The organism is Cobetia sp. MC34, from assembly GCF_018340035.1.
In the GTDB taxonomy this organism is placed as follows: domain Bacteria; phylum Pseudomonadota; class Gammaproteobacteria; order Pseudomonadales; family Halomonadaceae; genus Cobetia; species Cobetia amphilecti.
In genome coordinates this window covers 91,164-113,381 of record NZ_JADPPY010000006.1, presented here as the reverse complement: position 1 = coordinate 113,381, position 22,218 = coordinate 91,164, and the positions used below count along the sequence as shown (strand labels likewise).

At 63.5% G+C, this 22,218-nt stretch carries 21 protein-coding genes; 6 read left to right on the top strand and 15 right to left on the bottom strand.

Annotation, left to right across the window (positions count from 1 at the left end):
- Positions 1-58 precede the first annotated feature (58 nt).
- Together IZU87_RS05300 and IZU87_RS05295 are read right to left on the bottom strand one after the other, a co-directional pair.
- Complete coding sequence (locus IZU87_RS05300) at positions 59-559, bottom strand: gamma-glutamylcyclotransferase family protein (protein WP_213113901.1); 501 nt, start codon at positions 557-559, stop codon at positions 59-61.
- Positions 560-676: 117 nt separating this feature from the next.
- On the bottom strand, positions 677-1,042 hold the full coding sequence (locus IZU87_RS05295) for a YqcC family protein (RefSeq protein WP_054556809.1): 366 nt from the start codon (positions 1,040-1,042) through the stop codon (positions 677-679).
- 75 nt (positions 1,043-1,117) lie between these two features.
- Here IZU87_RS05295 and IZU87_RS05290 point away from each other — a divergent pair, with 75 nt between their 5' ends.
- Positions 1,118-3,106: a monovalent cation:proton antiporter family protein gene (locus IZU87_RS05290; RefSeq protein WP_213113900.1), complete on the top strand. Its 1,989-nt coding sequence runs from the start codon at positions 1,118-1,120 to the stop codon at positions 3,104-3,106.
- A gap of 199 nt (positions 3,107-3,305) precedes the next feature.
- Complete coding sequence (locus tag IZU87_RS05285) at positions 3,306-3,572, top strand: late competence development ComFB family protein (protein ID WP_054556810.1); 267 nt, start codon at positions 3,306-3,308, stop codon at positions 3,570-3,572.
- 191 nt (positions 3,573-3,763) lie between these two features.
- On the opposite strand, the gene IZU87_RS05280 is transcribed toward IZU87_RS05285, so the two are convergent.
- The 3 genes from IZU87_RS05280 to IZU87_RS05270 form a co-directional block, all read right to left on the bottom strand.
- Positions 3,764-4,528, bottom strand: a complete 765-nt coding sequence (locus IZU87_RS05280) for an amino acid ABC transporter ATP-binding protein (protein ID WP_131431600.1) — start codon at positions 4,526-4,528, stop codon at positions 3,764-3,766.
- Positions 4,525-5,199 (bottom strand): amino acid ABC transporter permease, encoded by a 675-nt coding sequence (locus tag IZU87_RS05275; RefSeq protein ID WP_043335389.1) that lies wholly within the window; start codon positions 5,197-5,199, stop codon positions 4,525-4,527. The genes IZU87_RS05280 and IZU87_RS05275 overlap by 4 nt, the downstream gene beginning before the upstream one ends.
- Before the next feature lie 147 nt (positions 5,200-5,346).
- A complete protein-coding gene (locus tag IZU87_RS05270) occupies positions 5,347-6,081 on the bottom strand; it encodes an amino acid ABC transporter substrate-binding protein (protein ID WP_213113934.1) in 735 nt (244 codons plus the stop codon).
- Positions 6,082-6,861: 780 nt separating this feature from the next.
- On the opposite strand from IZU87_RS05270, the gene IZU87_RS05265 reads away from it, so the two are divergent.
- From IZU87_RS05265 to IZU87_RS05250, 4 genes are all read left to right on the top strand, one after another.
- Positions 6,862-7,986, top strand: a complete 1,125-nt coding sequence (locus tag IZU87_RS05265) for a DUF3549 family protein (protein WP_153635365.1) — start codon at positions 6,862-6,864, stop codon at positions 7,984-7,986.
- 452 nt (positions 7,987-8,438) lie between these two features.
- Complete coding sequence (locus IZU87_RS05260) at positions 8,439-8,948, top strand: ATP-dependent zinc protease family protein (protein WP_082388802.1); 510 nt, start codon at positions 8,439-8,441, stop codon at positions 8,946-8,948.
- 197 nt (positions 8,949-9,145) lie between these two features.
- The gene (gene rimK, locus IZU87_RS05255; protein WP_043335225.1) at positions 9,146-10,054 is read left to right on the top strand and encodes a 30S ribosomal protein S6--L-glutamate ligase; all 909 of its coding nucleotides are present in this window, start codon (positions 9,146-9,148) and stop codon (positions 10,052-10,054) included.
- 307 nt (positions 10,055-10,361) lie between these two features.
- Entirely contained in the window at positions 10,362-10,820 is a 459-nt protein-coding gene (locus tag IZU87_RS05250; protein WP_043335223.1) for a hypothetical protein, read from the top strand.
- Positions 10,821-10,925: 105 nt separating this feature from the next.
- On the opposite strand, the gene IZU87_RS05245 is transcribed toward IZU87_RS05250, so the two are convergent.
- The 10 genes from IZU87_RS05245 to IZU87_RS05200 all read right to left on the bottom strand — a co-directional run bounded on the left by IZU87_RS05245 (position 10,926) and on the right by IZU87_RS05200 (position 22,194).
- Complete coding sequence (locus IZU87_RS05245; RefSeq protein ID WP_213113899.1) at positions 10,926-11,843, bottom strand: SanA/YdcF family protein; 918 nt, start codon at positions 11,841-11,843, stop codon at positions 10,926-10,928.
- Positions 11,844-11,981: 138 nt separating this feature from the next.
- Complete coding sequence (locus IZU87_RS05240; protein ID WP_213113898.1) at positions 11,982-12,587, bottom strand: YceI family protein; 606 nt, start codon at positions 12,585-12,587, stop codon at positions 11,982-11,984.
- A gap of 256 nt (positions 12,588-12,843) precedes the next feature.
- Complete coding sequence (sufT, locus tag IZU87_RS05235) at positions 12,844-13,419, bottom strand: putative Fe-S cluster assembly protein SufT (protein WP_043335218.1); 576 nt, start codon at positions 13,417-13,419, stop codon at positions 12,844-12,846.
- A 165-nt stretch (positions 13,420-13,584) separates the two neighbouring features.
- Positions 13,585-14,829, bottom strand: coding sequence for a cysteine desulfurase (locus IZU87_RS05230; RefSeq protein WP_213113897.1), 1,245 nt, complete (start codon positions 14,827-14,829; stop codon positions 13,585-13,587).
- Positions 14,826-16,238: a Fe-S cluster assembly protein SufD gene (gene sufD / locus IZU87_RS05225; RefSeq protein ID WP_052384761.1), complete on the bottom strand. Its 1,413-nt coding sequence runs from the start codon at positions 16,236-16,238 to the stop codon at positions 14,826-14,828. Before sufD ends, IZU87_RS05230 begins: the two co-directional genes overlap by 4 nt.
- On the bottom strand, positions 16,238-16,987 hold the full coding sequence (sufC, locus tag IZU87_RS05220) for a Fe-S cluster assembly ATPase SufC (RefSeq protein WP_043335213.1): 750 nt from the start codon (positions 16,985-16,987) through the stop codon (positions 16,238-16,240). Before sufC ends, sufD begins: the two co-directional genes overlap by 1 nt.
- 74 nt (positions 16,988-17,061) lie before the next feature.
- Complete coding sequence (sufB, locus tag IZU87_RS05215; protein WP_054557094.1) at positions 17,062-18,504, bottom strand: Fe-S cluster assembly protein SufB; 1,443 nt, start codon at positions 18,502-18,504, stop codon at positions 17,062-17,064.
- A 119-nt stretch (positions 18,505-18,623) separates the two neighbouring features.
- A complete protein-coding gene (locus IZU87_RS05210; RefSeq protein WP_192837877.1) occupies positions 18,624-19,130 on the bottom strand; it encodes an SUF system Fe-S cluster assembly regulator in 507 nt (168 codons plus the stop codon).
- 395 nt (positions 19,131-19,525) lie between these two features.
- Positions 19,526-20,821 (bottom strand): adenylosuccinate synthase, encoded by a 1,296-nt coding sequence (locus IZU87_RS05205; RefSeq protein WP_043335209.1) that lies wholly within the window; start codon positions 20,819-20,821, stop codon positions 19,526-19,528.
- A gap of 188 nt (positions 20,822-21,009) precedes the next feature.
- A complete protein-coding gene (locus IZU87_RS05200) occupies positions 21,010-22,194 on the bottom strand; it encodes an ATP phosphoribosyltransferase regulatory subunit (protein ID WP_131431591.1) in 1,185 nt (394 codons plus the stop codon).
- Positions 22,195-22,218 lie beyond the last annotated feature (24 nt).

Below are 22,218 nucleotides of genomic sequence, written 5' to 3'. Positions count from 1 at the left end.
GCCACACGACAGCTGACCGAAAACAGATGACAGGCACCCGTTCGCTTTCAGGCGACCGTCAGCGCGGCGTAGTGCGCGACAGGCCCAGCTGAGCCAGGGTGGCGTCATCCAGCGCATGCACGGCCTCGACGCCGCTCAGCGCCGTGAAGTAGTCCGGCGTCAGGAAGTCACGCCCGCCAAGCAGGTGCTCCAGGTATTCGCGTGCCGGCTTGAGGCCCTCGGCGGTGCGCTCGCGCAGCGCCACATACACCCAGGCGTCGATCACGCCTTCACGGGTGACGATGGGATGAAGGAAACGCTCATATTCATGCGGGCGGCCTTCGAAGGGGTCCATCAGCGTGATCTGCTCGGCCTCGAGCAGCTCGTACAGCACGCCTTCGACGCGCTCGCCCGGCGCAGGCTGCACGTTGGCATGCGCGATACCCTCGACTCGAGAGGCCTTGTCGAAACTCAGGCGATGCTCTTGCAGCCAACCATGCACGGCCCGTCGCGTCTCGCCGATGCGTGCCACGACACGCGCCGGATTCATGTTGCTGCCGTAGGCGAAGTAATAGGCCATGCAAGCTCCTGACAGTTGTCTCGAGGCGCAATACGAGGGCATCACGCCTGCATAGGGGCAAAGTGGGAGGTGTCGGGTAGAGAAGGCTCGGTGCGAGGTGAGATGCCTGCCCGGCAATCAGTGCGTCGTGATCAGCGTGTCGATCTCACGAATCACTTCCGTCATCGCCACGCGGCGCTCGGGGCGGGCATCCTTCAACCAGGCCTCGATGGCCGGCGCCACTTCACACTTGGCGGGGAACGGCGCACGGGCATCGCACAGCGCTTGCAGACGGGCGATGAACACGAAGCGCAGCCACTGGCCCATGTCCATGCGATCGACACAGAATGGCTCCACACTCATGAAGGCCTGCGGGGATGGCGTGTCCATGCGCCACAGGTCTGCTGCCTTCATGGTCGCTTCCAGACGTGCCAGCAGCGCGCGCAGCTCGTCGTAGGGATTGCCGGCGATTTCGCCGTCCTGGGGTTGTTCAGTCGGATTCATGCGACCTCCGTCAAATCATGCATGGTTCGTTCACGCTATTATCCCGATGATGCTCACGGAAGGCCAGGAGGCCGCATGGCAGACACGCTGTTCAATGATGTGATGATACTGCTGGGAGCCTCGGTAGTGGCCGCGGCGCTGTTCCGCCGCCTGCATCTGCCGCCGGTGCTGGCCTATCTGGCGGTCGGCTTTCTGGTCGGCCCTCATCTGGCGGGCTGGATCGGTCGCCCGGAAGAACTCGCCTTCCTGTCGGAATTCGGGCTGGTATTTCTGCTCTTCTCGCTCGGCCTCGAATTCTCGGTGCCGCGCATGCGCGCCCTCAAGACCACGGTGTTCGGGCTGGGTGCCTGTCAGGTGGCGGTATGCAGCGGCCTGTTCTGGGCGCTGGGCTCGGCGCTTGGCCTGTCACCGGCGGCGGCGCTGGTCGCGGCCGGCGCGCTGGGGCTTTCCTCCACCGCCATCGTCACGCGGGAACTGGCGCGCTGGAATGAACTGGACAGCCCCCACGGCCACGCCGCCGTGGGCGTGCTGCTGTTCCAGGATCTCGCCGCCCTGCTGTTCCTGATCCTGATTCCGGCCATGGCCGGTGATGGCAGCCAGCTGCTCAGTGACCTGGGCCTGATGCTCATCAAGGGGCTGGGGCTGGTGGCGGTGATGCTGATGATCGGCAAGTGGGTTCTGCCGTTCGTGTTCCAGGAAATCTCTCGCGCGCGCTCGGAAGAGCTGTTCGTGCTCACCGTGCTGCTGGTGGCGCTGTTCTCCGCCTGGCTGACCCACAGCCTGCATCTGTCGATGGCGCTGGGCGCCTTCCTGGCCGGGATGATGCTCGGCGAGAGCCATTTCCGCCATCAGATCGAGGCCGACATCCGGCCCTTCCGCGACATCCTGTTGGGGCTGTTCTTCGTCTCGGTGGGCATGTTGCTGGACCCGCAGGTGTTGCTGGCCCAGTGGTATTGGGTCGTCATCGGCGTGGCCTGCCTGCTGGCGACCAAGGCACTGCTGATCACCGGACTGGCGCGCCTCTCCGGCCGCCCGCTGGACAGCGCGCTGCGCACTGGCCTGGTGCTGTCCCAGGGCGGAGAATTCGGCTTCGCGCTGCTGGCCCTGGCCAGTCAGCAACGCCTGATGGACAACGAGACCGTGGGCCTGGTGGTGGCGATCATCATCGGCTCGCTGGTGGTCACGCCAAGCCTGATTCGCCACAACCAGCAACTGACGCGCCGCCTGTGTCGCTCCACTACGCCCACTCAGGAGAACCCGCACACCACCGCGGAGCTGAGCGCCGCCACCGCCCCGCTCAGTGGCCATGTCATCGTGTGCGGCTTCGGGCGTGTCGGCCAGACAGTGGGGCGATTTCTCACTCAGGAGAAACTTGAGTGGATCGCCATCGATGCCGACCCCATCCGCGTCCACGAGGCCGCCAGCGCCGGTGAGCCGGTGGTGTTCGGTGATGCTCAGCGTCTGGAAATCCTGCGCGCGCTCGGTATCGAGCGCGCCCGTCAGGTGGTGATCACCGTCAATCAGCTCTCGCATGCGCTGGCCATTCTGCGCGCCATCCAGCCGCTGGAACTCGAGAACCTCAAGGTGCTGGTGCGCACCCAGGATGACGCGGACCTCGAGACCTACAAGGCCGCCGGGGCCACCGAGGTGATTCCCGAGGTGCTCGAGGGCTCGCTGATGCTGGTCTCGCATGTACTGGTCAATCTCGAGGTGCCCTTCCGCCGCGTGGCGCGCTCGATCCAGAATGCGCGTGAGGCGCGCTACAGCATGCTGCATGGCTATTTCCATGGTCAGCAGTCCCAGCTGACCGACAAACGCGGCAACCCGCTGCTGCGACGACATCCGCTGACGCTGACCGCCAATGCCTGGGCCTGTGGCCGGCGACTGGACGACATCGCCCTGCCGGAAGTGTGCGGCATTCTCGTCTCACGCGTGGTGCGCGCCAGTGGCGAGAACCTGGAAGAACCCACCGGCGACCTGACGCTGGCGTGTGGCGATACACTGGTATTATCAGGACTGGCTGATCATATTGAAGAGGCGGAAACCCGCCTGCTGACCGGCTGAAAAACCTTGAGCGGCAGGCGACACCCAAGACTCCGCCGCCTGCTGTCCTGCCGCCAGCAACCGCGCTGGCGAGTGGATGGGAGAGCGTCACAGAGAGTCAGCTCGGATGAAGATACTGATGAGCACACTGAAGGGATCGACATGTCAGGGGGCACGGCCCTGCATGGGAGATAGCACCCATCACCAGGAGGCAATACACATGGAAAGCGCAGGCGTACACAACTACATGGAGCAGCTGGTGCTCGACCAGCTGCGCTTGCATCCCGATAGCCACGCCATGGATGTCGACAGCCGCGAAGACGTGGCCTGCATCGCGCTCAATCAGCTGGCGCCCCGCTATATCCGCCACGACGTCGACATGGCGTTCTACATGGCGCCCGCCGAGCAGGAGCTGCTGGAAGAGCGCGTCTCGATGGCGCTTCAGGAAGCCTTCGACAAGGTGCGCTCGATGCCCCGCCACGGCTAGCCAAGCGCTGCGGCCCCATGAAGCGTCGCCCTGAACGCGCCCTGCAACACCAGAAGCGGATCAATGATCACCGCCAGAGAAACGACAACGGCCACCGCGATGGATATCGCGGTGGCCGTTGTGTCTGTCGCAGGTACTGCCCGAGGCTTTACCTCAGGTGGCCTGAGGGGCATTACCTCAACCGGGCAGTATCAGATGCCCTCGGCGCACTGCGGCGGCACTTCATCCAGCACCTTGCGCAGGAAGGCGCGCGTGCGGTCATCCTTCGGCGCGCTGAACAGCTGACTCGGCGGCCCCTGCTCGACGATACGCCCGCCTTCCATGAAGATGACGCGGTCGGCGACTTCCCGAGCGAACTGCATCTCGTGGGTGACCACGATCATGGTCTGGCGCTCGACCGCCAGCTGCTTCATCAGCTCCAGCACCTCATCGACCCATTCCGGGTCCAGTGCCGAGGTCGGCTCATCGAACAGGATCACCTCGGCCTGGGCGGCCATGGCGCGCCCGATGCCGATACGCTGCTGCTGACCGCCTGACAGAGCCGCCGGGAAGGCGTCCGCCTTCTCGCTCATGCCGATACGCTCGAGAATCTCGCGCGCTCGCTGGTGCGCCTTGGCCTTGGGCCAGCCGTTGACGACGATCAGGCCCTCGGCAATGTTCTCCAGCGCCGTCTTGTTGGCGAACAGCGCATAGTTCTGGAACACGAAGGCACTGCTGCGACGCAGACCGAGAATGTCGTGACGGCTGGCGCGTGTAGCCTCGACCTTGCGCTCGCCGATCTGGATCTCGCCACCATCGGGCTGCTCGAGGAAGTTGATGCAGCGCAGCAGCGTGGACTTGCCGGTGCCTGACGGGCCGATGACGACGATGATCTCACCCTGCTTCACTTCCAGAGTGATGCCATCGAGTACGGCCTGCCCGCCGAATTTCTTGACCAGGTTTCTGACTGCAATCATCGCTGATAGGCCTTGTTGAGACGTTTCTCCATCCAGCGCTGCACGAAGGACAGCCCTTCCACCATCACCCAGTAGACGATGGCCACCATGATGAAGGATTCAAAGTACAGGAAGCTGCTGGCCGCTTCCTTCTGGGTCGCGCCCATCAACTCGGTCACCCCCAGCGTGAAGGCCAGCGACGTGGACTTGATCATGTCCACGAAGTAGTTCATCAGCGTGGGGGCCGCCACGCGGGCCGCCTGGGGCAGCACGATGCGTCGCATCAGCTGGACATTGGTCATGCCGATGGAGAGCGCCGCCTCGGTCTGGCTGCGATCGACCCCGACGATGGCGGCGCGGATGGATTCGGCCATGTAGGCCGAGAAGTGCAGCGTCAGGCCGAGAATCGTCGCGGTGACGCCATCGATCTGGGTCAGGAACGCCATCACCTGCGGCAGGCCGTAGTAGAACAGGAACAACTGCACCAGCAGCGGCGTGCCGCGGAAGAAGGAGATGAACACGATGGTCAGCGCGTTCAGCACCGGCACCTTGAGCACCCGCACTACCGCCAACAGCGAGGCCAGCACCAGCGCGGCCACCATGCCGATACAGGCCATCTTGAGTGTCAGTGGCAGGTATTTGAGCATGACCGGCAACAGGCCAAGCATGTAATCGATATTGAGAGTATCCATTCGTTATCCGGACAGGCTGGGGGCTTGGCTGAGGGTCTGGAAAGACACCCGTCGACATGACGACAACGGGGCGACGGTCAAGCCGTCACCCCGTTTGCACATGACATCCTGGCATGCGCCCTTGTATCAGGGCGCAGCGGGCAATGTTCAAGGCGTGGTGATGTCGTTGCCGAACCACTTGTTGGAAATCTCGGCCAGGCGGCCATTTTCCTTGAGCTCGGTCAGCGCGGTATCCACCTCGTCACGCTTGGCCTCACCTTCAGCGTCCTTGCGGAACGGCAGTGCGTTCTCCAGGCGCGAGAACGGCTTGCCAGCCAGTTCCAGCGGCAGCGGCGTCTTCTGGATCACCTGGCTTGCACTGACGCGGTCCATCACGAAGGCATCGACACGGCCCAGAGCGGTGTCCTGCTCGATGTTGGACTCATAGGTCTTGATGTCGATCTGGTCGGCGTACGGCAGCTCTTTCATCAGCGCTTCGTAGTTGGAGCCCAGGTTGACCGCTACGCTGTGGCCCTTGAGGGACTCGACGCCAGTGATCTCGTCATTGCCGCGACGCTTGACCACCTGAGCCCCGTCATAGACGTAGGGCTGGGTGAAGGCGAACTTGGCCTTACGCGCATCGGTGATGGTGATCTGGTTGGCCACGGTGTCGATGCGGCCGGCTTCCAGCGAGCCGATCAGGCCGGAGAAGCTCATGGTCACGAATTCGATGTCGTCGCCGGTGATCTCGCCGACGGCGTTGAGGACATCCACTTCAAAGCCCTGCAGCTTGTCCTGCTTGACGAAGGTGAACGGGAAGTAGCCGCCCGACATGCCGACCTTGAGGGTGTCAGCCTGTGCCGCCAGGCTGCCCAGGGTGGTCGCGCCCAGCGCGGCAGCCATCACGGCGCCCTTGAGAGCGGTAGAAGAGAAGACAGCTGCGAGCGAACGTGATTGGCGCATCGGGATTCCTCGTGGATCGCAAGACTGAGCCATTGGCGCTGGACGGTCGCTGACATTCGGCTGATCGCGGATGTCGAGCCAACAGAACAGGTATAAGCACAGCCTTTTATATGTGATTTGGTTGTATAGGATAACGGGACTGCCCCGCATTCCCAATCATTTCATCCCTTAAGGTCATAACCAGAAGGAATAAGACAGCAATTCTGTCAATGAGCGCGATTCTAGCATGCCTGCCATGGCGGGCCAGTGACGCCTTCTGGGCTACCTGCAGCGCTAGATGTCAGCCTGACGACAAGTGGATGACAGTTATTCACGCCATCCGTGGACGATGCTGTGGATAACCCGTCTCGGTCACGCTGCAAGCCGCGCCAGCCGTGGGATGACGAAAATTGATCAAAAAATCATCAACCTGCAAAACGCTCAGCGGGACTTGAGGTGCCGCGTCATCTGTCAAGCCATCACGGGTCGAAAGAGCGGCCATAATAGGATCAGGTCGCCCTCTTCCCTCTGGCCGTCATCACACGCCAGCGGGTGGCATGACAGCCGGTGAATCGCTAAAGTCGCTGCCATTCCAGACATGCTCAGGCACATGTCGCGCGCCGGCAGCTGTCACTCAGCGACACATGCCACGCGTGGCAATGATGCTCGACAAGACTCTTTTCTTCCGTTCTTCCACACGCCCAGCCAGGGCGTGGCGGAGACACAGCCGTGGTGAGCCTCATGACTCCTCTCTCTTCCTTGAGCAACTTCTTCACACGCACCGGCGCCGAGCTGCACCTTTATCACCTGGGCCGCACCCTGGCGCCGCTCAGTCTTGAGCAACTCGAAGCCTTCGAGACCGAACAGCAGCCGTGGGAGCAGCCCTTCAAGGGCCAGGCACGCCTGGCATGCGTGTTCCGTCCGGCCGGGCTCGACGATCCGCTGGTGTGGTTTCTGGCCTTGCCGCTGGATGAGGAAGGCCGTCTGTCTCCCGCGCAACGCGACGCCTTCCTCGAACGCCTGATCACGACGCTGGGTCAGACGGCGCTGACCGTCGGCCGGCCTGATCTCCAGCAGGCCGAGGCAGGCAAGATCGACAACCTGATGCAGGACAACCCGCTGGCCTTCACGCCGGATGACAGCCTGCGCGCCATGCTGCACGCTCGCGCCAGCCTCGATTGTGACCGCCCTGCCAGCCAGTACTACGAGCTCGCCGAGCAGTATCTCACCGCCCAGCTACCGCTGGATGACTGGCCGTCACTGGGCCTGCAGGGCATTGCCGACGTGCTGACACGACGCGGCGAGTTGTCCGGCGAGCTTGCCGCCGCCTTCGTGCAGCGTCTGGCTGACCTGCCGGATACGCCGCTGCGCGCCATCGCGCTGTGTCTGGAGCAGGCGCCGCCCGCCCATGCCCAGCTGGCTGGCCAGCTGCCGGAGGAATACGAGACCGAGCTGCTCTCCGCCCTGATCGCGCGTGGCCAGGCCGCGCGTGACCTGGGGGACCTGGAGACGCTGTGCGCCTGCCTGCGGGCCGCCGGTGCCAGCCCACGGCCTGCGGCGGCGGAGTGGATCGATGCCCTGCTGGCCGACGACGAGGCCGTCAATGTCGACGTGCTGGTCGCAATCGCCGCGCGCGGCTACGCCCACCTGGAAGATGCCGAACGTCTGCCGGCCTTCCTGACCCGCCTGGCCAGCTGCCCGCAGGCCAACTTCGCTGCCCTGGCCCGCGACCTCGCCCTGATTCCGCGTCTGCGTCTGCCGGTGCTGATGACGCTGCGCAATGCAAGCGCGGACAGCCCGCTGGGTCAGGCGCTCGCCGCCCTGACCCGCCAGGCCGATACCGGCAATCCTGCCCCGCGTCATTGACGCCGGGCATGCCCACAGGTGACAGTGCTTGAGATCATGCGCATAACCCACGACACTTGATCGAGTCGTGGAATCGGGGCTGATCGGCACCGGTGAACAGGGCAAGTTGCGACGCGCCAGTTGCACGATGCCACCCGCGCCTGTGGCCGTGGGTGACTTGCCCAGCGCCCGCAAGCGAGGCGTCTGACGGCGATGAAATCGCGCCATGACCACGTGCCCGGGGAGGTTTTACCGGGCGCTGTCCGCGCCACCGTCATCCCCCGCTTCGTGACGCGAAAAAAGAGGCTTCAGCAAGGATTGCTGTCAGTACGTTAAGTGACTATGCTGCGCGCCCGCCTGGCCATTACCCCGCCATGCCGGCAACGCACATTACGCTGTGCCGCGCCTGCCCGGTGTCTTCATGCCGTGAGCCGCTGCCCGCTTCGCTCACGCCCTCTGATTCAGGATGAAACATGTCGCATCACAAGAACACTTCGCGTCATCACATCGACAAGGCACCGCCCCTCGATCTCAAGACACTGAATCATGACCTGCTGGGCTTTCGTCCGCGGGGCGTGGTGGGTCGGCGTGAGCTGATCGAGCTGCCGGAACTCAAGCTGCACCTCAATGCCAAGATCGACACCGGTGCGCATTCCAGTGCGCTGCATGCCGAGAGCATCGAGGTCTTCGAACATAACGATGATCTGTGGGTTCGCTTCATCACCCGGACCGGCGGTAGCGACTCCCCGCCGCATACGGTCGAGACGCCGGTGCATGATCGCCGCCGCGTGCGCTCATCCAATGGTCAGGCCGAGTGGCGCTACGCGATTCGCTCGCGCATGAAGCTGGCCGGGCTCGACTACGATATCGACATGACGCTGGTGGACCGCTCCCAGATGCGTCACCCCATTCTGCTGGGGCGCCGTGCCCTGCGTCGCCTGCTGGTTGCACCGGGCGCCGCCTATCTGCACGGCGAACCCTGACGGCACCAGCCAGGCGCGCGGCGGCATGCTTCGGCATCTCGCCTCAAGACGCTGGCCCCGCTGCCATCTGCATCACGTGACGCCTCGATACGACAAGGGCTTCACCGGCGAATACCACGCCTCCTGACGGGCATCACGTCAGTCTTCTTCTGATTCATTCCTATCTCTGTCTGGCCCATTCGGCTCCGGAGGATTTCATGCATATCGGTATCCTGTCGCGTAACTCACGCCTCTACTCCACCCGTCGCCTGATCGAGGCCGCCGAGGCACGTGGCCACACCGCACGCGTGGTGGACACGCTGCGTTGCTACATGAACATCGCCTCGCACCGCCCCTCCATCCATTACAAGGGCGCCGAGATCGAGCACTTCGACGCCGTCGTGCCGCGCATCGGTGCCTCCGTCACCTTCTATGGCTGCGCCGTGCTGCGTCAGTTCGAGATGATGGGCACCTACGTCGTCAATGATTCCGTGGCCATCTCCCGCTCACGCGACAAGCTGCGCTCCCTGCAGCTGCTGTCGCGCAAGGGGCTGGGTCTGCCGGTCACCGGCTTCGCGCATTCGCCGGATGACATCCCCGACCTGATCACCATGGTCAAGGGCGCGCCGCTGGTCATCAAGCTGCTGGAAGGCACCCAGGGCATCGGCGTGGTACTCGCCGAGACCAACCAGGCCGCCGAGAGCGTGATCCAGGCCTTCATGGGCATGAAAGCCAACATCATGGTGCAGGAATACATCAAGGAAGCGCGTGGCGCCGACATCCGCTGCCTGGTGGTGGGTGACAAGGTGGTGGCGTCCATGAAGCGTCAGGCGGCCGATGGCGAGTTCCGCTCCAACCTGCACCGTGGCGGCACCGCGAGCGAGATCCGCATCACGCCGGAAGAGCGCTCCACCGCCATCCGCGCCGCCAAGGCCATGGGCCTGTCCGTCGCCGGTGTCGACCTGCTGCGCGCCAATCATGGCCCGGTGATCATGGAAGTGAACTCCTCGCCGGGCCTGCAGGGCATCGAGACGGCCACCGGCAAGGACATCGCCGGCTTGATCATCGATCACATCGCCAAGTCCGCCGCGCCGGCCAAGAAGATTCCGCCCAAGCCCAAGGGCTGAGGGCTTGAGTCTTAGGGCTGAAGCCTGAGGGCATTGCGCGCAACGTTTCCCAAGGGTGCAGGTCGTCATGACTGCACCCTTGGCGTTTCTGGGTCAGATGGCCGCGCGTGTACGAGCGTGAGCGACGAAAACAGGGCAAGGCTAGCGCCTGAAAGGCAACGATGATCGTCACCAGAACGTCATTGTATTGTCGTAAACTGCAGGGATTGACAGTGCGGGAATAAATATCCTGACTTTCTGCCCTTCAGGGGTAGAAAAACACTGTTTTCACCCGCACAATCTCTTCTGACGGAGGAGGTGACCGCCCATGTTTCTCGACAATCGCCAGGTGGCGATGGATAGCGTCCAGGAAGCCCTGGCAGACAGTCTTGATTATTTCGAGGATAACGCCGAACGGCTGCGTCCCGCGCTCCTGAAGGCCTTCGAGCCCTTCTATGCGAGCCGTGTCGAGCTCAAACAGGCCCTGGAAGTCGAGACACGCAAGCATCTGAGCCTGATGCCGCGCGACGCCGATGTCGAGCGCGATGACTACATGTGGCTGTGGAGTCGCCTGAAGAGCATCGTCGGCAATGACAATCAGGTGCTGATCAACGAGCTGCTCGAACAGGAACGCGTCCTGATGCAGGCCTGCTCGACCGCCTTCACGCATCCGCTGCCTGACAGCATGGAAAAGGTACTGGAAGGCATCTTCCACAACTGCCGCCATCTGATTCGCGAGCTGTACCGTCACCAGACAGGTCAGGCCGCCCGCCGCCGCGCCGGCTAGCCACCTGCCCGCCGCCAGGCCATGAACGCAAGACGCCCCGCCTTCCAAAGGAAGTGCGGGGCGTCTTCGTATTGACCCTGTGCGTCTGGCAAGACCAATGCGCGGCTAGTTCGTATCAGACCTGACAGGCAGCCACTGGAGCAATGCCTGCTTCACTCCGGGCAGACTGGCCAGCAGGCTTGCCTGCGCCTGACGCGCGAGGGCATGCGGGTCCGGCGTGTCGGCAGCATTCGCTGCATCCGTCACATCCACTCCATCCGCCATATCACGACTGACAGCGGCCTGCTGCCCTGACCCGGCCGCCACGGAGCCCTCCGCCGGCGACATCACGTGCTTGTCTGAGGAGTGAGATGATGAGTGCGATGACAACACCGGCGTCGGCAGCGACTCCTGCGGCCCGAGGAAGCGCGGCTTGCGCCCCCACAGGTAGAGATCACCCACTGTCGCCGCACGGGCCAGCCACTCGCGCAGCATCAGCTTGAGCCCCGGCGGCTGGCGCTCGGAGATGGCCGGACAGCCCACCGCCTCCAGGCCCAGCGCATCGGCGATGAACAGCGCACGTGGCAAATGCCACGGCTGGGTGACCAGCACCGCCTCGTCGACACCGAAGACCTTGTGCGCTCGTACGAGGGTATCGAAGGTGGAGAAGCCCGCGTAATCGAGCGTCATGAACTCCTGCGGCACGTTGCGCGCTCGCAGATCACGCCACATGGTCATCGGCTCATTGTAGTAACGCGTGCGGTTGTCTCCCGAGAGCAGCAGGTTGGAGACGCGGCGCAGGCGGTAGAGCTGGGCCGCGGTATCAAGGCGTGCCTGATAGTGTGGATTGCTGCCCCCGCCCACCAGGCCGTGGGAGGTGCCGAACACGATCCCCACCTCACGGCTCTGACAGGTCAGCGGTGACGTGGCAATGCGATCGTGCGTTGCCATCACGACCCAGAGGTTGAGCCCGACCACCGTCATTGCACCGGCGGCCAGCAGACCGACGATGGTCCAGCCAGCCCGCATGATCACTCGCTGCATCTCTTCCTCACGCCCATCCCTGCCTGTCTTTCCTGCCGTTACCGTCACATCGTGCAGGCATGAGCGCCCAGCCTACCCAAGCGGCCGAGGCTCTGCCAGCACTGACTGTTCCCCGGCCACGCATGCGGGTGACTCCGCTCAGTCTTCCTGCACCATCACGGCCTTGACGTTGACTGGCACCTGGGTCGCGATGTTGCCAAGCCCGGCCAGGTCACGCAGGGTGCGAATGCCATCGACCAGCGCGAACTGCTCAGCATCGACCATCACCGGCGTGAGGGTCTGCACCAGCCAGCGATCGCCGCGCAGGCGCGTCACCTGCAGGCTCATCGGCAGGTTCTGGGTGTTGTCGTGCAGCGTCAGCTGGCCTTCGACATCCACCTGCTGGGTATCGCCCGGCTCCATCACCTTGAGGGTCGGCATGTCGAGACTGGCGGTCATCACGGCCAACGGATAGGTGCCGGACTCGAACAGCTTTTCGCTGACGCGCTGGTCACGAATGTCGATACCGGTGCTGGCGGAGTCGAGGTCGATCTCCACCGACAGCTGGCCGGCGTCATTGACGCGCGCCCGCCAGGAGGTGAAAGCATCCGTCTCGACGGTGCTGGCGCCCGACTTGGCCATCTTGGTGGTCTGGAAGCTCAGCTGTGAGACGTCGCCATCCAGCTTCCAGGCGGCCTGCGCGCTGGCAGCGGTGCTCAGGATCAGGGTGGCGGTCAGGGTGCGCAGCGCAGTCTGGAATCGCATTGGGGAGTCTTCCTTGAGGCAGGTGATACGGGAAACCGTCAAACGGACGTGCCGACGCGGCCCGAGGCAGCAACTTGCCCGGACGCTCAGCAACGTGAATTGGATAGCCGGATGGACGAGAGGTTCCCGCCCATCCGGTTGCGTTTGCTGCATCTCGCCCAAGTGTTACTGCGACTGACGGCCATGACAGGCCAACCAGAGAGCCGCAGACCGCAAGGGGCGACAACAGCAGACGACTAAGGTGCGCTGATGATGCTCAGAACATGCCCAGTTCCAGGCGGGCATCCTCACTCATCATCTCGCGCGACCAGGCAGGCGAGAACACGATCTCGACGTGGACCTTGGAGACATCCTCGGCGCCGAGAATCTTGCGCTTGGCGTCCTCGGCGATGACGTTGCCCATGCCGCAGCCCGGCGCGGTCAACGTCATCTTGAGATTGACCATCTTCTCGCCGCTGATCAGGGTGTCGATACGACAGCCATAGACCAGCCCCAGCTCGACGATGTCGACCGGGATCTCGGGGTCGAAGCAGGTGCGCAGCTGGGCCCAGACGAAGGCCTCGATGTCGGCATCGCTCTGGCCGGCCGGCAGATGCGGACGCGGCACGGCGTCCAGCCCCAGCGCATCGAGGCTGAAGCTCTCGATCAGGTACATGCGACCCTCGAAGGCGACGCTGACGGTGCCGCCCTTGGCCTGCATGACTTCGACCACCGAGTCCTCGTGCAGGGTCACCGACTTGCCGAACGGTACCGAGATGCCCTCCACGTCCCGCTGCAACGGCATCTTCTGGCCCTTGCCGAGGCTGGCCAGCTGGTCTTCAGTGTGGCTCATGCCCTCTCCTTGCCGAGCCGCATGACAGGCATGCGGATCGTGAATTCTGTTGGTTCACTCAAGACGTGCGGGTGACAACATCCCCTGGCAAGTGCCGATACCAATGAGGCCCGCCATGCGCGAGCCTCATTGATCAGCGCCCGTCAGGGCCACCGCAGGGGGTGCTCAGCGCACCATGGTCAGCACACGCTGCAGGGCATCGACGAACATGTCGATCTCTTCCGGCGTATTGTAGGCCGCAAAGGAAGCCCGACAGGTGGCATCGACACCGAAGCGACGCAGCACCGGCTGCGCGCAGTGGTGGCCGGTACGGATGGCGACCCCCAGCTGGTCGATCAGCAGGCCGATATCCTGGGCGTGGGCACCATCGACCACGAAGGAGATCGCGCCCGCCTTGTCGGGCGAGTTGCCGATGATGCGCAGGCCGTCCACTTCGCGCATGCGCTCGCTGGCATGGCGCATCAGCTGCTGTTCCCAGCGCGTGATCAGCGCCATGTGGGTGCAGTCCAGCCAGTCAATGGCCTTGCCCAGCCCGATGACCTCGGCGATGGGCGGCGTGCCGGCCTCGAACTTGTGCGGCAGGTCCGCGAACAGGGTGCCATTCTCGAACGACACCGTGCGGATCATCTCACCACCACCCTGCCACGGCGGCATTGCCTCCAGCAGCGCTTCCTTGCCGTAGAGCACACCGATGCCGGTCGGGCCGTACATCTTGTGGCCCGAGAAGACATAGAAGTCAGCATCGATCTCGCGCACATCGATCTGCTGATGCGGCACCGCCTGGGCGCCATCGACCAGAATCAGCGCGTCGTGAGCGTGTGCCAGCTTCGCCATCTCGGCCACCGGGTTGATGCTGCCCAGGGCGTTGGAGACCTGATTGACGCAGACCAGACGCGTCTTCTCGCCCAACAGGTCGCGGTAGGCTGCCATGTCGAGCACGCCATCGTCGTCACACGGGATGACCTTGATGACGATATCGAGACGCTCGGCCAGAAGCTGCCACGGCACGATGTTGGCGTGATGCTCCATCACCGAGATCAGCACTTCATCACCGGCGTTCAGCCAGTTGGCTCCCCAGCTGTTGGCGACCAGATTGATCGCCTCGGTGGTGCCACGCGTGAAGATGACTTCCCGCGTCAAACGCGCATTGATGAAGCTGCGCACCTTCTCACGCGTGCCTTCGAAGGCCGCCGTCGCCTCATCCGCCAGGGTATGCAGGCCGCGGTGGATGTTGGCATTGGTCTTGCGGTAGTAGTCGCTCATCGCGTCGATGACGGCGGTCGGCGTCTGGCTGGTGGCGGCGCTGTCCAGATAGATCAGCGGCACATCACCATGCACGCGACGCTCGAGGATCGGAAAATCCTCGCGTACCCGCACGACGTCGAGCATCAGGTTGTCGAGTGCGCTCATGCAAAGTCCTCATCACGTGCCACCGCCACGGCGCCACCGCCCAGCTCGACGCTGAGATCGACCAGCTCATCGAGGTGGAAGCGTGACGGCAGGCGTCCCGCGACACTGCGCTCGATGCGCTCGGCGATGGCGTCGATGCCCAGACCGGTCATGACTTCGTTGGCGAAGGCCAGGGTCAAAAGGCCACGGGCGGTCTGCTCATCGATGCCACGGGCGCGCAGCGCGAACACGGCGGTCTCGTCGAGCTGACCGGTCGTGGTGCCGTGGGAGCACTTGACGTCGTCGGCGTAGATCTCGAGTTCCGGCTTGGTGTTGATCTCGGCGCGGTCCGACAGCAGCAGGTTGGCGTTGTTCTGATGCGCCTCGATCTGCTGGCTGTCGCGCTTGACCAGCACGCGGCCATTGAAGACGCCGCGGGCGCGGTCGGCCAGGATGCCCTTGTAGTTCTCGTCGGAGAACGTCAGTGCCTCGTTGTGATTGACCAGCGAGTGGGTGTCCACGTGCTGGCGATCACGACCGAAGAACAGGCCATCGAGACGTGCATGAGCGTTGTTGCCGTTCAGGTCGCAGACGATATCGTTGCGCACCAGACCACCACCGGTGTTCAGGTTGATGGAGCGATACTGGCTGTCACGCGGCTGCTCGACCTGCAGCGAGGCGATATGCGTCTCGCCGGTGGCGGCTTCGCCCAGCTTGTAGTGATTGAGCACGGCGCCGCGCTCCAGCATCACTTCGCTGACCATGTTGGTGAAGTTGGTCGCGCCGCTTTCACCGATGTGATGCTCGATCACGCTGGCTTCGGCGCGACTGCCCAGCTGCACCAGCAGACGCGGGTGGCTCATGGTCACGGGCTGACCTTCGACGGCGGCACGCGACAGGAACAGCACGTAGACCGGCTTGTCGAGCACCGTGCGCGGGCCGACCTGAATCACCGCACCCTCTTCGGTGAAGGCGGAGTTCAGCGCCACGAACGGCGTGAAATCGATGCCGGTCAGGCGGTTCAGCGAGCCGCCGATGACTTCCGGCTGATTGACGATGGCGTCAGACAGCGGCACGACACGCACGGTGTCGGGCAGGCCTGCCACATCGGACAGCTCGGCATTGTAGAGGCCATCGACGAACACCAGACGGTAAGCGTCGACGTCGAGAGCCAGCGCATCCTTCACGGCCGGCGCGAGGCTTGCATCGTCGGCGAGACGATATTGCTGACGACCCAGTGCCTGGGTGTCGGTGTACTTCCAGGCCTCGACCTTGCGGGTCGGCAGGCCGAGGGCTTCAAAGCGGGCGATGCCGGCCTGACGGCGGGCGGCCATCCAGCTCGGATCAGCCGCAAAGCGAGCCTTGCGGGCAGCGAATTCGCTGGCGAAGGCTTCGCTGCCGGGGACGGACGCGGTAGCAAGTGCTGTCATTACGCGGTTTCCTCCTGCAGCCAGTCATAGCCCTGGGCTTCGAGTTCGAGTGCCAGCGACTTGTCGCCGGACTTGACGATGCGGCCATCCATCAGCACGTGGATCTGGTCCGGCACGATGTGCTCGAGCAGACGCTGGTAGTGGGTGACCATCAGCACGGCGCGGTCTTCGTTGCGCAGCGAGTTGACGCCCTTGGCGACGACCTTGAGGGCATCGATGTCGAGGCCGGAGTCGATCTCGTCGAGCATGGCGAGCTTCGGTTCCAGCACCAGCATCTGCAGGATCTCGTTGCGCTTCTTCTCACCGCCGGAGAAGCCTTCGTTGACGGCGCGCTGCAGGAAGCTGGCGTCCATCTGCATGAAGGCCAGTTTCTCGCGGATCAGCTTCATGAATTCCGGGGCCGGAATCTCACCCAGGCCTTCGGCTTCACGCTTGGCATTCAGCGCCGCCTTGAGCAGGTAGACGTTCTTGACCCCCGGGATTTCCACCGGGTACTGGAAGCCCAGCAGCATGCCGGCACGCGCACGCTCTTCGACTTCCATCTCCAGCACATCCTCACCTTCATAGGTAATGGTGCCCGAGGTCACTTCATAGCCGTCCTTGCCGGCGATCACGGAAGACAGCGTGGACTTGCCTGCGCCGTTCGGGCCCATGATGGCGTGGACTTCACCCTTGTTGATGGTCAGATCGAGACCCTTGAGGATTTCCTTGCCTTCCACCGAAACGTGCAGATCTTTGACTACGAGCATGTTGATACCTTTTGCTGACAGGCCGCCCGCGAGCGGCCCTCAAGAATGGGGTGAATGCGAAAGGGACGGCGGGATCAGCCGACGGCGCCTTCAAGGGTGACGTTGAGCAGCGCCTCGGCCTCGACGGCGAACTCCATCGGCAGCTCCTGGAAGACGTCCTTGCAGAAGCCATTGACGATCATGTTGACCGCATCTTCCTCGCTGATGCCGCGCTGACGGCAGTAGAACAGCTGATCTTCGCCGATCTTGGAGGTCGTCGCCTCGTGCTCGACGGTGGCCGTCGCGTTGCCGATTTCCTGATACGGGAAGGTGTGCGCACCACAGCGGTCGCCGATCAACAGCGAGTCACACTGAGTGAAGTTGCGCGCGCCCTTGGCCCGCGGGCCGATCTTGACCAGACCACGATAGGACTGCTCGGAGTTACCGGCTGAGATGCCCTTGGAGACGATGGTGGACTTGGTGCCCTCACCGATGTGGATCATCTTGGTGCCGGTGTCCGCCTGCTGACGACCATTGGTGACGGCGACGGAGTAGAACTCCCCGACACTGTCCTTGCCACGCAGGATGCACGACGGGTACTTCCAGGTGATCGCGGAGCCGGTCTCGACCTGGGTCCAGGAGACCTTGGAGCGGTCACCACGGCAGTCGGCACGCTTGGTGACGAAGTTGTAGATGCCGCCCTTGCCGTCTTCATCGCCCGGATACCAGTTCTGGACGGTGGAGTACTTGATGTAGGCGTCTTCCAGGGCCACCAGCTCGACCACGGCGGCGTGCAGCTGGTTGTCATCACGCTGCGGCGCGGTACAGCCTTCCAGATACGAGACCTGAGCCTGCTTCTCGCAGATGATCAGGGTGCGCTCGAACTGGCCGGTGTTGGCGGCGTTGATGCGGAAGTAGGTGGAAAGCTCCATCGGGCAGGTGACGCCTTCCGGCACGAACACGAAGGAACCATCGGTGAAGACGGCCGCGTTCAGCGCGGTGAAGTAGTTGTCTGCCTTGGGTACCACGGTACCGAGATACTGCTTGATCAGCTCCGGGTAGTCCTGGATGGCTTCCGAGATGGAGCAGAAGATGACGCCCGCCTCGGACAGCTCCTTCTTGAAGGTGGTGGTCACGGACACGGAGTCGAAGACCGCGTCGACCGCGACACCGGCCAGTGCGGCACGCTCGTGCAGCGGGATACCCAGCTTCTCGTAGGTCTCGAGCAGCTTGGGGTCGACCTCATCCAGACTCTGCGGGCGGTCTTCCGGCTTCTTCGGGGCGCTGAAGTAGGAAATCGCCTGGTAGTCGATCTCCGGATAATCCAGGTGGGCCCAGGACGGCGCCTTCATCTTCAGCCACTGCTGATACGCATCCAGACGCCACTCCAGCATCCACTCCGGCTCACCCTTCTTGGCCGAGATGAAGCGAATCACGCTTTCATCCAGTCCCGGCGGAATGGTGTCGCTCTCGATATCGGTCACGAAGCCCTGCTTGTACTCGCGCTGTACAAGCTGCTCCATCTCCTGGCTCGCCATGCTGGTCTCCTCTCCCGGAGAGCTCCGGGTCTGTTCAGATGCCTGATCACCCCGCCCGAATCGCAGCGAAGTTCGAATGTTCGTGTTGCCACGGCGACGTGTGTCGCGCGGCAACGGATTCAGCGTTTACCGGTGCTGTTGGCTGCCGTGGCCATGGGGGGCGGTTCGTCATCCCCGTACAGACTGATGGCCTGAATCGGCAGTTGCACCGGCATGCGCAGTGGCGCGGATGACGCCAGATGCGCCAGTGTCACGCTGCCCAGCAGCTCACTGATGGCGTACGAGACGCGCTGCCAGTTGTCGGCCACCCCGCAGGTGTTGACCAGCTCGCAATCGCCGTCGGCGTGGCTGCACTCGGTCACGGCCACCGGGCCTTCGATGGCGCTGATGATGTCGCTGGCCGTGATCTGGCTGGCCGGGCGTGCCAGGCGATAACCGCCCAGCGCGCCGCGCCGCGACTCAAGCAGCCCTGCCCGCACCAGCGCCTTGAGCGTCTTGCTCACGGTGGGATGCGGCAGCTGCACGCTTTCGGCCAGATCGATCGCCGCATGGGCCGAGTCCGGCTCGCGGGCGATGCGCGCCATCACGACAGCGGCATAATCGGTCATCTTGGAAAGCTTCAGCATGCTGGCCTCCACCACGGGAAGATTAATTGGGGACCATTTTAGTCCTGTATCAGAACGATGTGAAGCGGGGACCCCACCGAAAACGTCGAATTGCGACCTGGGCAACCAGTTTGCCGACAAGATAGCCGCCGATCACAACAAAAATAACAATCATTCCCATTTAAAATATCTACCAGCCCTGCCCGAGGGACCAGGTGCCCTGTACAACAATCCCGTGCGCGCCAGGTGAGCGATGACGGCAGCCCCACCCTCTCTACAACGCAAGCCCTCCCTGCAACACAAGTCATCTCTACAACGCGCACCCCTCCACAACGCAAGACACCCCGCCGGGAGAATCCCGACGGGGTGTCTTGGTCACGCCATCATGCAAGGCTCATCTGAGCCATGCGTGATGATCAGCCGTGGAACGGGTTGCGCAGCACGATGGTCTCGTTGCGGTCCGGGCCAGTGGAGATGATGTCGATCGGCACGCCGACCTGCTCTTCCAGGAAGCTGATGTAAGCGCGGGCGTTGGCCGGCAGCTTGTCGACTTCGCGCACGCCGATGGTGGAATCGCTCCAGCCCGGCAGGTCCTGGTACAGCGGCTCGATGGCTTCGTAGCCTTCGGAATCCACCGGGTTGTCCAGCACGTCGCCATCCTTGCTGCGATAGCCGATGCAGACACGGATGTTCTCGAGACCGTCCAGCACGTCCAGCTTGGTCAGGCAGATGCCGCTGACCGAGTTGATCTGCACGGCGTGACGCAGGGCGACGGCATCGAACCAACCACAACGACGCGCACGACCGGTGGTGGCACCGAATTCGTGACCACGCTCGGCCAGGTGACGGCCGAACTCATCGAACAGCTCGGTCGGGAACGGACCGGAGCCGACACGCGTGGTGTAGGCCTTGGTGATGCCCAGCACGTAGTCGAGATACAGCGGACCGACGCCGGAACCGGTGGCGGTGCCGCCGGCAGTGGTGTTGGAGCTGGTGACGTACGGGTAGGTACCGTGGTCGATGTCGAGCAGTGAGCCCTGAGCACCTTCGAAGAGGATGTTCTCGTTGGCCTTGCGCACGGAGTGGACCAGATCCACGGTGTCGCAGACCATCGGGCGCAGCTCTTCGGCCATTTCCATGGCTTCGTCCAGCACCTGCTGGAAGTCGACCGGCGCTTCACCGTGATAGTGCTGCAGCACGAAGTTGTGGTAATCCAGCACTTCGCCCAGCTTGGAGGCGAAACGCTCACGGTGGAGCATGTCACCCAGACGCAGGCCACGACGCGCGACCTTGTCTTCGTAGGCCGGGCCGATGCCGCGACCGGTAGTACCGATCTTGGCGACGCCACGGGCCTTCTCGCGCGCCTGGTCCAGACGCACGTGGTAGGACAGGATCAGCGGGCAGGCCGGCGACAGACGCAGGCGATCACGCACCGGCACGTCGTTGGCTTCAAGCTCACGGATTTCCTTGATCAGCGCTTCCGGAGACAGCACGACACCGTTGCCGATGACGCAGGTCTTGCCCGGGTGGAGGATGCCGGACGGGATCAGGTGGAGGACGGTCTTCTTGCCGTCCAGCACCAGGGTGTGACCCGCGTTGTGGCCACCCTGGAAACGCACGACGGCGCTGGCGGATTCGGTCAGCAGGTCGACGACCTTGCCCTTGCCTTCATCACCCCATTGGGTGCCGAGCACGACTACATTCTTGCCCATGGTTCCTATCTCTTTCGGTGAATAACCGTCGGTGAAAACCCACTCACAAGTGCAGCTGCCCTGTCGGCAGCTGCACCTCGGGACCCAGTGGCCCCAGCTGTTCTGCTATCTGTCACTCGCTGCCATCGCTCTCGGATCACCGAAGCTCAACCCTTCAAGCTCAGGCATCCAGGCTCAGCCATACAAGCTCAGGCATCGAGTGTGACGACCTGCCAGCCGCCGTCGCCATTGACCAGCTCACGGTTGCAACGGTGTGCATCCGCGCCGGTGGTCTGGCCCGGCAGCGCTTCGATGACACGCTCGCCAGCGGCACGCAGCTGGTCGACACACTCACGCAGCGCGCTGTCGTTGAGAGCCGGCGCCCAGATGCCGTCGCAGGCCGGAGCCTGCACGGCCAGCGAGGCCAGCTGCTTGAGGTCCATCGAGAAGCCGGTGGCAGGACGCGCACGACCGAAGGCACGACCAGTATCGTCGTAGCGGCCACCCTTGGCCAGCGCCTGACCGTAACCCGGGACGTAGGCCGCGAACACCATGCCGGTGTGATACTCGTAACCGCGCAGTTCGGCGAGATCGAAATAGAGCGTGACCTGCGGATGACGCTCGCGAACCGCGCAGCTCAGCGCCGTCAGCTGATCCAGAGCGCTGGCGACTGCCGCCGGTGCGCCGGCGAAGGCAGTACGCGCCTGGGCAAGAATCTCGTCATCACCGTGCAGGTGTGGCAGCGCCTTGAGCATGCCCGCCACTACCTTGTCACCCACCACGCGATCGATCAATGCATCGAGAGCGGAATACTGTTTACGCTCGATGGCGGCGAACAGCTCACGCTCGTGCTCGTCATTCATGCCGGCTTCGGCGATCAAGGCACGATAGATGCCGATATGGCCCAGTGCCAGGTGCAATTCACCGGCACCGGCCTGCTCGAGACTGGTCAGTGCCAGGTGCAGGATCTCGTGGTCGGCCTCGAGGCCGGCGTGACCGAAGAGCTCAGCACCGACCTGCACCGGGCTGCGACCGCCCTGGTGCTTGTCCGCCTTGGTGCGCAGCACGTTGGCGCAGTAGCACAGACGTACCGGGCCTTCGCGGTGCAGGGAGTGAGCATCCATGCGCGCCACCTGCGGGGTGACGTCGGCGCTGGCGCCCATCATGCGACCGGTCATCTGGTCGGTCAGCTTGAAGGTCTGCAGATCAAGCTCGGTACCGGTGCCGGTCAGCAGCGAATCGAGAAATTCGACGGGCGGCGGCAGCACCAGGTCATAGCCGAAGCGATGATAGAGGTCGAGCAGCGCGCGGCGCAGCGCCTCCATACGGGTTGCCTGAGGGGGCAATACCTCATCCATGCCATCCGGGAGGAGCCAGCGATCTGCGATGGTCATTGCGCTATCCTGCGAGAGATTTAT

What these genes read in the sequence shown, in the direction of transcription:
- IZU87_RS05290 (WP_213113900.1), top strand. Translation starts at nt 1,118, where the DNA reads ATGGCAGACACGCTGTTCAATGATGTGATGATACTGCTGGGAGCCTCG.
- IZU87_RS05285 (WP_054556810.1), top strand. Translation starts at nt 3,306, where the DNA reads ATGGAAAGCGCAGGCGTACACAACTACATGGAGCAGCTGGTGCTCGAC.
- sufB (WP_054557094.1), bottom strand. Translation starts at nt 18,504, where the DNA reads ATGGCGAGCCAGGAGATGGAGCAGCTTGTACAGCGCGAGTACAAGCAG.
- IZU87_RS05260 (WP_082388802.1), top strand. Translation starts at nt 8,439, where the DNA reads ATGTCGCATCACAAGAACACTTCGCGTCATCACATCGACAAGGCACCG.
- IZU87_RS05250 (WP_043335223.1), top strand. Translation starts at nt 10,362, where the DNA reads ATGTTTCTCGACAATCGCCAGGTGGCGATGGATAGCGTCCAGGAAGCC.
- IZU87_RS05240 (WP_213113898.1), bottom strand. Translation starts at nt 12,587, where the DNA reads ATGCGATTCCAGACTGCGCTGCGCACCCTGACCGCCACCCTGATCCTG.
- IZU87_RS05210 (WP_192837877.1), bottom strand. Translation starts at nt 19,130, where the DNA reads ATGCTGAAGCTTTCCAAGATGACCGATTATGCCGCTGTCGTGATGGCG.
- sufT (WP_043335218.1), bottom strand. Translation starts at nt 13,419, where the DNA reads ATGAGCCACACTGAAGACCAGCTGGCCAGCCTCGGCAAGGGCCAGAAG.
- sufC (WP_043335213.1), bottom strand. Translation starts at nt 16,987, where the DNA reads ATGCTCGTAGTCAAAGATCTGCACGTTTCGGTGGAAGGCAAGGAAATC.
- IZU87_RS05265 (WP_153635365.1), top strand. Translation starts at nt 6,862, where the DNA reads ATGACTCCTCTCTCTTCCTTGAGCAACTTCTTCACACGCACCGGCGCC.
- IZU87_RS05300 (WP_213113901.1), bottom strand. Translation starts at nt 559, where the DNA reads ATGGCCTATTACTTCGCCTACGGCAGCAACATGAATCCGGCGCGTGTC.
- rimK (WP_043335225.1), top strand. Translation starts at nt 9,146, where the DNA reads ATGCATATCGGTATCCTGTCGCGTAACTCACGCCTCTACTCCACCCGT.
- IZU87_RS05200 (WP_131431591.1), bottom strand. Translation starts at nt 22,194, where the DNA reads ATGACCATCGCAGATCGCTGGCTCCTCCCGGATGGCATGGATGAGGTA.
- IZU87_RS05205 (WP_043335209.1), bottom strand. Translation starts at nt 20,821, where the DNA reads ATGGGCAAGAATGTAGTCGTGCTCGGCACCCAATGGGGTGATGAAGGC.
- IZU87_RS05275 (WP_043335389.1), bottom strand. Translation starts at nt 5,199, where the DNA reads ATGGATACTCTCAATATCGATTACATGCTTGGCCTGTTGCCGGTCATG.
- IZU87_RS05245 (WP_213113899.1), bottom strand. Translation starts at nt 11,843, where the DNA reads ATGCAGCGAGTGATCATGCGGGCTGGCTGGACCATCGTCGGTCTGCTG.
- sufD (WP_052384761.1), bottom strand. Translation starts at nt 16,238, where the DNA reads ATGACAGCACTTGCTACCGCGTCCGTCCCCGGCAGCGAAGCCTTCGCC.
- IZU87_RS05270 (WP_213113934.1), bottom strand. Translation starts at nt 6,081, where the DNA reads ATGGCTGCCGCGCTGGGCGCGACCACCCTGGGCAGCCTGGCGGCACAG.
- IZU87_RS05280 (WP_131431600.1), bottom strand. Translation starts at nt 4,528, where the DNA reads ATGATTGCAGTCAGAAACCTGGTCAAGAAATTCGGCGGGCAGGCCGTA.
- IZU87_RS05295 (WP_054556809.1), bottom strand. Translation starts at nt 1,042, where the DNA reads ATGAATCCGACTGAACAACCCCAGGACGGCGAAATCGCCGGCAATCCC.
- IZU87_RS05230 (WP_213113897.1), bottom strand. Translation starts at nt 14,829, where the DNA reads ATGAGCGCACTCGACAACCTGATGCTCGACGTCGTGCGGGTACGCGAG.